Origin of the sequence: Leptospira ellinghausenii (assembly GCF_003114815.1) — a bacterium.
Classification (GTDB): Bacteria; Spirochaetota; Leptospiria; order Leptospirales; family Leptospiraceae; genus Leptospira_A; species Leptospira_A ellinghausenii.
On sequence record NZ_BFAZ01000009.1, the window covers coordinates 522,601 to 534,568 of the forward strand.

The 11,968-nt window shown below is 39.5% G+C and carries 13 protein-coding genes; 8 read left to right on the forward strand and 5 right to left on the reverse strand.

All coding sequences use genetic code 11. The features are described from left to right. The first annotated feature begins 29 nt into the window (after window positions 1-29). The gene (locus DI076_RS10900; RefSeq protein WP_245918385.1) at window positions 30-305 is read left to right on the forward strand and encodes a hypothetical protein; all 276 of its coding nucleotides are present in this window, start codon (window positions 30-32) and stop codon (window positions 303-305) included. Between the two features lie 10 nt (window positions 306-315). Here DI076_RS10900 and DI076_RS10905 read toward each other — a convergent pair whose 3' ends face one another. Then, entirely contained in the window at window positions 316-801 is a 486-nt protein-coding gene (locus DI076_RS10905; RefSeq protein WP_108959899.1) for a DUF4468 domain-containing protein, read from the reverse strand. A gap of 261 nt (window positions 802-1,062) precedes the next feature. Between DI076_RS10905 and DI076_RS10915 the strand changes: the two genes are divergently transcribed. Both DI076_RS10915 and DI076_RS10920 read left to right on the forward strand, forming a co-directional pair. Then, entirely contained in the window at window positions 1,063-1,353 is a 291-nt protein-coding gene (locus tag DI076_RS10915) for a hypothetical protein (RefSeq protein WP_108959901.1), read from the forward strand. A gap of 1 nt (window position 1,354) precedes the next feature. After that, window positions 1,355-2,077, forward strand: coding sequence for a lysophospholipid acyltransferase family protein (locus tag DI076_RS10920; protein WP_108959902.1), 723 nt, complete (start codon window positions 1,355-1,357; stop codon window positions 2,075-2,077). A 36-nt stretch (window positions 2,078-2,113) separates the two neighbouring features. On the opposite strand, the gene dapF is transcribed toward DI076_RS10920, so the two are convergent. Then, the gene (gene dapF, locus DI076_RS10925; protein WP_108959903.1) at window positions 2,114-2,956 is read right to left on the reverse strand and encodes a diaminopimelate epimerase; all 843 of its coding nucleotides are present in this window, start codon (window positions 2,954-2,956) and stop codon (window positions 2,114-2,116) included. A gap of 110 nt (window positions 2,957-3,066) precedes the next feature. Here dapF and DI076_RS10930 point away from each other — a divergent pair, with 110 nt between their 5' ends. Continuing rightward, complete coding sequence (locus tag DI076_RS10930) at window positions 3,067-3,918, forward strand: class I SAM-dependent methyltransferase (RefSeq protein ID WP_108959904.1); 852 nt, start codon at window positions 3,067-3,069, stop codon at window positions 3,916-3,918. Here DI076_RS10930 and DI076_RS10935 read toward each other — a convergent pair. Beyond that, window positions 3,892-4,695: an HAD family hydrolase gene (locus DI076_RS10935; protein WP_108959905.1), complete on the reverse strand. Its 804-nt coding sequence runs from the start codon at window positions 4,693-4,695 to the stop codon at window positions 3,892-3,894. The two genes, DI076_RS10930 and DI076_RS10935, sit on opposite strands and share 27 nt — an antisense overlap. 93 nt (window positions 4,696-4,788) lie before the next feature. Here DI076_RS10935 and DI076_RS10940 point away from each other — a divergent pair, with 93 nt between their 5' ends. Further along, on the forward strand, window positions 4,789-5,004 hold the full coding sequence (locus DI076_RS10940; RefSeq protein ID WP_108959906.1) for a hypothetical protein: 216 nt from the start codon (window positions 4,789-4,791) through the stop codon (window positions 5,002-5,004). Here the strand turns inward: DI076_RS10940 and DI076_RS10945 are convergent. Both DI076_RS10945 and fliD read right to left on the reverse strand, forming a co-directional pair. Next, the gene (locus DI076_RS10945) at window positions 5,001-5,963 is read right to left on the reverse strand and encodes a DUF8042 domain-containing protein (RefSeq protein WP_108959907.1); all 963 of its coding nucleotides are present in this window, start codon (window positions 5,961-5,963) and stop codon (window positions 5,001-5,003) included. The genes DI076_RS10940 and DI076_RS10945 overlap by 4 nt on opposite strands. After that, window positions 5,960-7,882 carry a flagellar filament capping protein FliD gene (gene fliD, locus DI076_RS10950; protein WP_108959908.1) on the reverse strand — a complete coding sequence of 641 codons (1,923 nt, stop codon included), beginning with the start codon at window positions 7,880-7,882 and terminating at the stop codon, window positions 5,960-5,962. The genes DI076_RS10945 and fliD overlap by 4 nt, the downstream gene beginning before the upstream one ends. A gap of 91 nt (window positions 7,883-7,973) precedes the next feature. Between fliD and ppk1 the strand changes: the two genes are divergently transcribed. The 3 genes from ppk1 to DI076_RS10965 all read left to right on the forward strand — a co-directional run bounded on the left by ppk1 (window position 7,974) and on the right by DI076_RS10965 (window position 11,927). Next, window positions 7,974-10,052 carry a polyphosphate kinase 1 gene (gene ppk1 / locus DI076_RS10955; RefSeq protein WP_245918386.1) on the forward strand — a complete coding sequence of 693 codons (2,079 nt, stop codon included), beginning with the start codon at window positions 7,974-7,976 and terminating at the stop codon, window positions 10,050-10,052. A gap of 10 nt (window positions 10,053-10,062) precedes the next feature. Then, window positions 10,063-11,475 (forward strand): FAD-binding oxidoreductase, encoded by a 1,413-nt coding sequence (locus tag DI076_RS10960; RefSeq protein ID WP_108959910.1) that lies wholly within the window; start codon window positions 10,063-10,065, stop codon window positions 11,473-11,475. 110 nt (window positions 11,476-11,585) lie between these two features. After that, entirely contained in the window at window positions 11,586-11,927 is a 342-nt protein-coding gene (locus tag DI076_RS10965; RefSeq protein WP_108959911.1) for a hypothetical protein, read from the forward strand. The last annotated feature ends 41 nt before the right edge of the window (window positions 11,928-11,968 follow it).

The following is an 11,968-nucleotide window of genomic DNA, read 5'->3' on the forward strand; positions in this document are numbered from 1 at the left end:
GTTTTTGAAATGAAGTCAGAATGGTGAATATGAAATTTGCCTTTGGTATACTTTTGATTGGTTTCCTTTTCTCTTCTTGTAACGAGATCAAATTGGTAAACACACAAGATGTACTAGATTTGCTAAAAGATGATGGGAGCTCCAATGCAAATTCTGCATCGAACTCTTCCTCACCCTCAAACAATTCTTCCCTTCCCAATGGGAACTCTCAAAACTTAAACTACTATGGTCTTACTGACTCACCCACGGGAACCAATACCTATGGTTCCACGGGTTCCACAGTGGGCAATCCTCTCGGTTACTAATCCCTATTCTTTATTTGATAAACTCAAAGAAATCATCAAGCAATGGTCGGAAACAGGACCTAATGGTTACCTTCGCCACCTTCTCATTTTTCGGACCATAATTGAGTATGATATCATTGGGATCACGGATGAAGGAAAAGATTTTATTGATCTGCATCTCTGCATGACCATCTTTCACCTTCACGATGTATTCAAATTCATGTTCATTGGCATCAACTTCCCCAATCCCATAGGGAACGTAACACTTAATGAGTCCAATCCCACGCAACTCTCCCAAGTCTTGGTTTTCAAATTCAATTTTGGAAAGTTCTGGGTCTAATTTGTATTCCAACCACTGTTTTGCTTTCAGAAAACTTCTCGTTTTTTGGTAGGATTTGTTGTCCCTTGCATCTTCTGTTGTACGCATTTTCGCAGAAACAATCCAAAGTTTCAAACACATAGAGTTTTGGAACAATAGGAAAAAAGCGAATAATAACAAGACTCGTTTTGGCATCATTTCTAAGCTTCTTTCCCCTCACTCGGTTCGCAAAACAAATCTTCACATAAATGGAAAATTTTCTCCTTATTCGGTTGGACCGGAAATGGAATTACGTTTTTGGGCAAAGGGGATGTGTTCTGGTTTGTTTTTTTGATCTTATGTCTCTTCGACTCGATTCTATCTCTCACTTTATTATTTTCGGAATTGGCCTCCCTCATTCTAGAGTACCCAAATAAAAATTGGATTGAATTTGTTAGGGCATCACTTTCAATCTTGAACATGCCCGATTTTGATCGTATTGATCTAATGAATTATGCCATGTATGGAAATGATTTTGATCCCCAATGGGATGAAATCCGCGCCTTTATTAAGTCCAATGCTTCTGCCCAAAAAGAATTGGAGGAAATCAAACGTACCGTGCCAAGTCCCCATGTTGGGAAAAGACGGATGCCAAATGCTCCCACGAGTGACCCAAGAGAGATGAGTGGTGAAAATCCAAACGCAGAGCCAAGAAAACCAAGTAGTGGGAATGCCACTAAATCTTGGTGGCAAAAAATTTTAGGAGATTGAAATGGAAAATACCGTAGACCAAGTCAAAAAAAACGTCGAGAACATCAAAAAGTTTGTCACTCCGTTTTTTAATTTGGCAGTCAACACAACGGTTTACGGTTACCATAATATCGTCCCAACAGGCAAACTCATCCTAACATGTAACCATAGAAGTGATATGGATCCCTTTGTGATTGGATCTGTGTTTCCTAGATTTATCTCTTGGATCGCTGCCGAATATACCACCAGGATTCCTCTCTTCAAAGACTTCGTGGAAAAAACAGGAACCATTCCGATGGCCATTGATGGAAACATTTCGATGGCAAGTATCAAAAAGGTACAACAGGTCTTCAAAAATGGGGATGTGCTTGGGATTTTTCCAGAAGGACATGATTACATGGTGCAGAATGATTTTTCTGCTCCCCTTGCTAAATTCCACTCTGGGTTTGCTGCTTTTAGTTTGCGAAACAAAGTGGACATCCTTCCCTCTGTCATCATCCCAGAAGAAGAAACCATCACTGATTACCCCATTCCACCGTTAGTGCGCGCCTTTATGGGAATGCCGAAAGAAGTCTGCGACATCAAACGAAGAGTGGTGTATAAAAAGATCAATGTGGTCTTTGGAGAAGTGATTAAGTATGAGAACTATGCTCACCTACCGCTTGACAAAGGTATGTTGGCCGTTTCAGATGAAACAAAACGGCGCATGGGTGAATTACAAAAAGTAGATTATCTCAAAAAGTAATCGAACCCCAGATGGGTTCAATCGTTTGGCAATTCCCTAGATTTCCACTTCTCCCGAAAACACTTCTTTCGCAGGACCTGTCATCATCACAGATCCATTTTCTTTCCAGTCCACATGAAGGGTACCACCTCTTAGATCGATGCGGACAGAACGTCCGGTTTTCCCATTGAGAATGGAAGCAACTGTCACAGCACATGCCCCCGTTCCGCAGGCCAAGGTTTCTCCCGTTCCCCTTTCCCAAGTCCTTTGGTAGAGATGGTCTTTTCCTCGGACTGATACAAATTCAACATTCACTCGTCTTGGGAATAGTGGATGGTTTTCAATAATGGGACCAATTTCTCTTACAGGGAAGGCATCAGCATCATCCACATAAATGACACAATGTGGGTTTCCCATACTAACAGCAGTAAAACGATATTTTTTCCCTTGGACTTCGATTTCTTGGTTGATCACAGGATCTTCCCCTGGCCAAACAATTGGCACAAGTGAAGGTTTGAGAATGGGTTCGCCCATATCCACAGTCACCATATCAACTTTCCCACTCGTTCCTGTTTTTAAATCTAAAGTGAGAACACCTTTCCCCGTTTCGATGGTTGGTTTTTGGTTTTTGGTTAGTCCATGGTCATACACAAATTTACCAACACAACGGACTCCGTTCCCACACATTTCAGAGGAACTTCCATCGGAATTGTACATGTCCATTTGGAATTCGCCAGCATTCGAATTACGGATGAAAATCACGCCATCGCCACCGATCCCAAAATTACGGTCGGATAGTTTTTGGATTTGTTCTGGTGTGAGTCGGATGTCGTTTTTCGTAGCATCAATGTATACGTAGTCGTTTCCGATCCCTTCCATTTTGGTGAAGTTGATTTTCATCTGTTCCTCTCTTATCACTCAATGATTTTTTGGTCAGTGTCCTTGGCAAGTTCTATCAAGGATTTTTAGTTTGACCCTTGTTCCCAAGGATTAGACTGACAGAATCGAACATGAAATCTTGTATCCTTTGCCAATCAACCGAGTCCAAAACTGTTTTTAATGAAAATGGAACTCCCATTTTGGAATGCCAAAATTGTGGCCATGTCTATTCTTCTTATGAACAAGAAGAACACTACGAAGGGTATTGGGACGGCGCAGAACAAACGTATGATTTGGAATGGTGGGACAACGCGCATAGAGCTGTGTATGCTGACTTCATCAAAACCTATTTAGGAGAATCCAAAGGAAATCTTTTGGATGTAGGTTGTGGGTTGGGATTTTTTGTCAAAGCTGTCCTGACAAAAAAACCAGGTTGGACTGCTGTAGGGTATGAGATATCCAAACAAGCAGTCAAGTTTGCCAACGAACAAAATGGTATGAAAACTGTGTATGCAGGCCTTGTTCAGGATTCCAAACTACCAAAAGAAAGTTTTGATATCATTACACTTTGGGATGTGATTGAACACATTCCAAAACCACACTCACTTCTCACTTATTTACATGGACTACTCAAACCTGGTGGAGTTTTATTTTTACAAACACCAAACTTCCCCATCCAATTGGCAAAAGCCAATCTTAAGGTGAAGTTAAAAGGAATGAAGGAAGGTGTGCATTACCTAGAAGCCAAAGACCATGTAAACAATTACAAAATGGCCACCTTAGCTGAACTTGGCAAACAATGTGGATTCACAAAACCAGAATACAAAGTGCTTATGCCCATCCTTTCTGTATCAGGGAGCAAAAGTAAACTGGCAGTGTATGTAAAACTTGCCTATTATTTCTTCACCAAACTTGTGTTTACGCTCAGTTTCAAAACCATCAACTGGAACAATACTTTATTTTTGACCTTGAAGAAACCTTGATCTAGCAAAGGTTAACCCTGAAACGGTATTGGATGCCCTCCAGATTTGATTTGGGCTGGTTTGGCCATCCAGATCCTTCTGAAAAGAAGTTGTTTCGTCTACACCCAAAGGATTCACCTCATCTCCCTCTCCCCACATCTCGGGAATATGGATTCCTGAGATTCCATGGGAGTTGGCTCCCAGAATATCATCTTCCCAACTATCTCCTATGAGGATACAATCCGTGGGATCTTCTCCGGCTCTTTGTAACACATATTGAAAGAACTCTTTTGATGGTTTTTCAAATCCCACTTCCTCTGAAGTGATGAGTGTAAAACGAAACGTATCAGGCAAAAATCCTCGGACCTTCAACAACTGCGTACGAAGGGTTTCATTTGTTGTGAGGTAAATGGGAAATTCCTTTGAGAGAGAAACTAACAGGGGAAATAAAAAAGTTTGGTATCTCTCTTTCTTTTTTTCTTCTGCAAAATACGAGAGAAAATGAAAAAAATACCGATCTTCCATCCATAATACACCATCTATGTCTTGCGTTTGGAACCCATTCCTTTGAGTAGACCTCATCCTCTCCCACATCAATTTAAAACATAACAATCTGAGGCGGTTTGAACTATGGTGTTTGAGTTGGGACTTCACTTGTTTTCTTGCCGCTTCATATAACTCCAAGAAACTTCCACCTAACTTACGCTCGTCCCAATCTTTGGCACATTCTGCGATTGCGTATGCATATGCTTCTTTGGATGGTAAAATGGTATTGTCTAAATCTAAAAATAAAGCCATTACGGAAAGAGAAACGGAAACATTTCCTTCTGTCAACGGTTTGGTTTGGATTTATGGCTTGTCATGTTGTGAAAGTTTGGATAAGATCGTGGGATGATTTCCTTATCGTCCATCCTCGCAACCTTATTCCTTTTACTTGGTTCCATTTTATTTGGATATGGACTCATCACCAATGGTGATCCTATGTATGCAAAATCCCTAGGTTGGAATCTCAATTTGATTTGGGGGAGTGTTGTATTTTGTGTAGGGATCTTATTTGGATTGGGGAACTGGCTTTCCAACCAAATCCCCCAAAACGAAAAAAACTAAACGGTTACTTTCTCTAACACTAAAGATAGAAACGGCACTAACGATTCAAGAATTTCAGGAAGTTCATATTCCAAAATATCACCAGCGTATACAATGTCATTTTTTTCCATTGCAGAAGCAATGTTCGAAAGAGTAGTATTCAATTGGCCAACTAAATCAGAAAGTTTTTTATCCTCAAAAGACAACTCTTGCCAATTTAACTCAGAATGACGAGTTTGGATGGAAACAAGTGCTGACATAAGTCCTGTTAAACGACCAACTGCATCATTTAAAATCTCAGATGCTAAATGATCTTTTCCTGATTGGAAGTTTTCGTTCACTAACATAAAGTCTTTGATTACTTTGTCTTTTTGGTCTACAAATTTAGAAATGATTTCGATCAGTTCGGATTCATCTAGTCGCATGACCGCAAGCCTTGTGCTTAGGTCCATCAAAAACAATTTTACATCACGAAGGTCCTCTAAAAACGATTCGATTGCTTTTGTGGAATCTAGAACGAGTGACCCGTTGTGTAAGGATTCGAGAATTTCTTCTACGTTTTTTCCTTTTCCCATTGGTTGGATGAGGTTTAGATTGAGGTTGAGAAGTTTCGTTGTCGTACGAATCATGGAAATGATCCAAGGGATCCCTTCTTTCAAATCCTCAGCTTCTTTTTCAGTTAAAGAATCCCGACCCACAAGTGTGGAACCCACTTTGTCTACGTAATTGTCTACTTCGACAAGGCTATCTTCAATGACATCCAATTCTTCACCAACATATAAATCCAATCGTTCTGTATCTTCAATGCCAACAGAGTCAAGGTCTGACCTATTTAATTCTTTTCCATTCACGGTGAAATGACGTAGGTATTTTCCATTTGATTCGATCCATTTTTGAATTTGATCGAACACTTGGCCGAGGTTGGTTTCTCCGTCCAATTTAGTATCTAACTGTTGTTCATTGATATAAATATTCATCATTCTCCACCGTTCCCTCTAAACATATTATTCTGTAAATAGTTCCCAACTGATTTGTTTTTTCCTACACCTTGTTCCATGTAGAGAAATCTTTGTTTTAATTTGGCTTCAAAACTAATGAGATGGGATTCATGTTCTTTGATTTTTTTGTTATTTCCTGCAACACTTTCTTCTAAGAGTTTTACCTTACTTGTCACTATACCAGAAGCATATTGGTTATAAGGTTTTAGAATTTCGAGAAGTCTAATCCCAACTCCCTCTTCCATCTTCGCATCATTATTCGGATCAGATGCAAACAAATCCCTAACTCCATCTGGATTTTCAGATAAAACTGCTATGAGTTTTTCTTGGTCGATTTGTAACAAACCATCTTGGATTTTTTCCCAGTTGGATCCAACGGCACCAGTAGAAATTCCAATGTCTGTCAAAACACGGAATCCATTTTCTTTAGTGGCAGGATAATACGAGTTAGCTGTTGTTTTCAAAGAAGCGATGAGGCGTAAAATGGAATTTTCACCAGCAAGAAGCCCGGATTTAGATTTATTATCCCAAAAATCACGAGAAATATCAGCAGCTTTGGAATCATCACTTTCTTTCTTATCAGAAATTTTTCCATTTTTTTCAACTGAAGTTACTTCTTTGGAGAACTTCATCAAATCATTATAAGCATCTACCCATTCTTTGATAAGGGCAGAACCTTTGGCATGGTCGACATGGATTTTTAAAGTAACAGGTTCTTCTGTCACCTTATGTACATTAAATGAAATTCCTTCTAATACATCTGCGATGCCATCATTGGTTTCTCGTGTGATCTCAACTCCATCAATTTTGATTTTGAGATCTTTGGCTTCTTGTAACACTTTCACAGGTTCCGCGGTTCCAGGTGCTTGGGGAGTTACAAGAGTTACCGATTTGATTTGGATAGGTGTTGTGGCAGAATTGGAAACAATGATCCCTGTGAGGTTTTTATCACTCGCAATATCACCTGCTTGGAAAATATATTTTAATTCTGTTTTGTTAATGGGAAGGAATTTATTACGCACACTCCCTTCCTTTTCAAAACTCATCCCCATCTCCATGACAGCAGGACCTTCCCCCACAACTTCCACTTCCAGGTAAGAACGTTCTTTGATTTCGGTAACAGCAATGGGAATTGTATATGCTGTATCTGGTTTTAGAAAAATTCCTTCTTCGGTTTGTACGATTTTTTCAGTTTCTAATTCTGATTTTTTAAATTTTGATAGGTCCCAAACTTTGGCTTTTGTGCCATCGAGGGAAAGAAGTTGTTTCGTGTCTTCTGTAGCGGCTTTATTTTCGCCAACAAGTCCAGCAAGTTTCAAAATTCCATTTGGATCTGAAAACTGAAGTTCGTTTTTTTTACCTGTTTTAACGGATGTTAATGTGATAATAGAAGAATCTTTATCAATTTTGATAATGGAAGTTTCAACTAAACTACCTGCCATATTCTTAATGGCACTCGAAAGTTCAGATAACCCTCCACCTGGGAAAGTCACTGTTTCTTTCGATTTACCAGAATACACGGTAAAACTTCCTTCAGGAAGTCGAATGTCTGTATCAATTTCAACACCAGATAACTGGTGTTTACTTGCCATTTCAATGATTTCAAGTGAGCAATTTCCTGACTTGGCAGCACGGGATGCTTCCCCAGTGATCACTCCTTCCACAGAAGAGGACACGGATTTGGTAGCAAATGGAGCTGTAAACGAAACAAGGGCTCTGGTTTTGGTTTGTAAGTTGGTCGTTAGGTTCTTGACCTCTCCCCAAATCTGAATCTGCATTTTGGCATATTCATTTTCGGTCTCCCATCGTTTGATGGGCCGGCGTTCCAATTCAACCAGTTTTTTAACGATATCGTTTGTGTTTTGCCCGGTCATCAGACCCGGCATGGTGTATGCTGGCATATCGTCCCAAATCCCTCTGAATCTAGTGTCGTCGAATTCTACAAAAGGATTAGGAATTTACAGAATTTTTTCCTTCCCAAATCCTAGAATTATGACTGCTAACCCTACAGAAAAAATAGAAATGGGGAACCAAAATATCTTTTTCGACCGCGAACTTTCCTGGATCGACTTCAATTACCGTGTACTCGAAGAATCCTTTGATAAAGAAAATCCACTCCTCGAACGCCTTAAATTTTTATGCATCACTGAATCCAATTTGGATGAGTTTTTTATGGTTCGTGTGGCGGGCCTACTCAATTTGAAAAATGCGGGAATCGAAGAAAAAAGCCTCAATGGAAAAAGAACTTCAGAAACCATCGCAGAACTTTATTCGAAAGTTGGCCAATTTGTTAAAAAACAATACGAATCTCTCGATGAGATCTTAGTCGAATTAAAACAAAACAAAATTGTGGTCGTCCAAGATCCAAGTGAACTTGCAGGTGATGACATTCAGTTTGTAAAAAATTATTACAAACGCGAAGTATCATCTATTCTCACTCCACTAGCCATCGATCCGTCTCACCCCTTCCCACATATTCTCAATCGAACGCTAAATCTTGGGATCACATTGTATTCAGATGATGACAAAAACAAAATTAAGGAACTATTTGCCATTGTCCAGGTGCCGAGTGTATTACCTAGATTTTTGCAATTACCTCCCAACCGAGAAAGTGATACAAGAAGGTATTTCCCATTAGAAGAAATCATCAAACTCCACTTAGGTGATTTGTTTTATGGAATGAATGTAAAACAAATCCATACCTTTAAGATTGTAAGAGATGCAGATATCTCAATCAATGAGGAACAAAACATTGGTGACCTTCTCACCACCATGAAAAATGAATTAAAAAACAGAATGTGGGGTGATGCTGTTCGTTTGGATGTCCACTCAGGTGCAGGCCATATCAAAGAACTACTCCGTGGTTTATTGGAACTCGAAGAATACCAAGTAATGGAGATCCCCACCTTACTTAGTTTAAACGACATGATGTTCTTCCAAAGTTTGGAAAAAACAAGCCATTTAAAGTATTCCTATCCAGTTCCAAAATCTGGTTTTGCAGCCAAAAAAAGTGAATCTATTTTTTCTGAAATTCGAAAAAATGATCACTTACTCCATCACCCATATGAAAGTTTTAAATCGATAGAAGACATGTTAAAAATTGCAAGCCAAGACCCAAAGGTTCTTGCGATTAAAATGACATTGTACCGAACTTCTGGAGATTCGCCTATCATACAATACTTAGGTGAAGCGGCCGAGAATGGAAAACAAGTAACAGTACTTGTGGAACTAAAAGCTCGATTTGATGAAGAAAGGAACATACGTTGGGCAAAAAAATTAGAAGATAGTGGAGTTCACGTTGTATATGGTGTTGTAGGTCTTAAAATCCATTGTAAGATGTTACTCATTGTTCGTAGAGAAGAAGACAAACTAAACCGTTATGTCCACCTTGGAACAGGGAACTATAATTCAACAACAGCAAGGTATTATACAGACATTAGTTTGTTCACAGCAAATCCCGAGATCACAGAAGATGTGGCCATTCTCTTTAACACAATCACAAGTTCAGGCAAAATGCCTAGGCTCTCTAAAATTTATGCGGCACCAACCTTTCTGAAAGAAGAGTTTTTACGACTCATCCAAAGAGAAACTGACAACGCAAAATCAGGAAAACAAGCTCGTGTCATTTTCAAAATGAACTCACTTGTTGACCCAGATGTGATTTTGAAACTTTATGAAGCATCCCAAGCAGGCGTAAAAATCGATTTGATTATCAGAGGAATTTGTTGTTTACGACCAGGAATTCCAGGTGTTTCCGATCGTATAAATGTTCGTTCGATTGTTGGTAGGTATTTGGAACATTCCAGAATTTATAGTTTTGAAAATGGTGGGAAACCGGAAGTTTACTTAGCTTCTGCAGATTGTATGCCAAGAAACTTCCTTCGGCGAATCGAAGTCATGTTTCCGATCTTACAAGACAAACATAAAAAACGAATCGCAAAAATACTAGAATTACTCCTACGAGACAATACACAAGCGCGAATATTGGAATCAGACGGAAGTTATACGAGACTCACTCCAGGTGATGATGATCCTGCTGTGAACTCACAAATTGATATGGTTGATATCTAAAGGAATCAAAATGGATTTTACAAAAACAAAAACAGAACTAGGAAAACTCATCGGAGAAAAAAAAGTCATCCAAAAAAACGATGGAACCATGGATGATGCCTTATTCGATTCTTATGGAACCGATCGCACAAAAGTATACCCTCCGAATTACCAAGTATTAGTATTCCCTGAATCTACAGAAGATGTAGCATCCATTGTTACTTATGCTTACCAAAATGGAATCTCGATAGTCCCATCTGGTGGAAGGACTGGTTATGCTGGTGGTGCTGTTGCAAAGGACGGGGAGATTGTGATTTCAATGTCCAAAATGAACCAAGTGATGGATTTTGATCCTTTTCTAGGCACCTTACACATCCAAGCTGGGATGATCACAAAAAACCTTCACAAAGAAGCCGAAGAAAGAGGGTTTTATTTCCCAGTAGATTTTGCCGCAACAGGATCCAGCCACATCGGCGGAAACATTGCAACAAATGCTGGTGGTGTTCGAGTTGTACGTTACGGACTCATCCGAGACTGGATTTTAGGACTAACGGTTGTTACTGGAAAAGGGGAAGTTTTTCGTTTTAACGGTGAAATTTTAAAAAACAATACAGGTTATGACCTAAAACATTTATTTATCGGTTCGGAAGGAACTCTTGGTATCATCACAGAAGCTGTTGTCAAACTCACCAAACCTCCCAAAGACATCCGTGTGATTTTCTTAGCAGTCCCAGAATACAAAAACATTTTGGAAATTTTCAAAGAAACTCATAACTTCGATTTACCTTTGTTAGCTTTTGAGTTTTTAACTGATTATTGTTTGGACAAAGTGAAAGAACACTTAGGTGTTCCAGACCCATTTCGAGCACCTAGCAAGTATTATGTGCTCATGGAATTCGAAGTAAACAACGAAACCGATGAAGAAAAACTATATTCGATTTTAGAATCCATAACAGAAAAAGAACTCATCACCGATGGATCCATTGCACAAAACTCAAGGCAAAACGAAACCTTTTGGAAGTACAGAGAAGGAATTTCGGAATCACTTTCTCTTGCTTATACAGTTCACAAAAATGATATTTCCCTTCCACTCCGTAATATGGAGGCTTTTTTAGGGGAAATGAGTGCCCTTCTCACCCAAAAATACCAAGGTTTTTCCATTGCCCTTTTTGGTCATATTGGAGATGGGAACCTTCACTTAAACATTGTGAAACCAAAAGACCTTTCGGATGAAGAATTCTTCAAACAATGCAAACAAGTGGACCCTGAGATGTTCCAACTGATCCAAAAATTCAAAGGATCCATTTCTGCAGAACATGGAATCGGTCTCCTCAAAAAAGACTATTTGGGATTTTCCCGTTCCCAAGGGGAATTGGATACCATGAAGGCGATCAAATTGGCCTTTGACCCCAAAGGGATTTTGAACCCGGGAAAAGTGCTCTAAACAGAGACAAACCACTTCGAATGGATATTTTTTTTGGTCGTTCTGCTTATTTGGTAAGCAATGGTCAAAAAAATGCTAGATTTTAATCAGAGATGGTCTAAACTGTAACTATGTTCAGAAAGATTACATACATCATGGGAGTCACTCTCCTAACAATCTCTCTGGGCAGTGCATTCCTTTCAGAAGAAAATGTTTTGGTACGCGCTCGTGGGGCAAAATCCAGCCGAGTGACAGGAAAATCCCAAGTTTCGGGATCTCATTTCCTTGTGGGCCAAAATACAACTTCAGAAGAAGGGACTGGCACAAAAGATTTAGAAGACATCCTCACTTGGAATGGAAAGGGAATCACTGGATTTTGGACCGCCACTGTCACCCAAGATGCATTTGAAGCCACACAATGGTATTCAAAACTCCTTTCTAACCAGTATCTAAACTTACCTCCACCCGTATAACTCCTCTCTACCGCTTTAACCTGTGTCCCGTTAGGGGCACA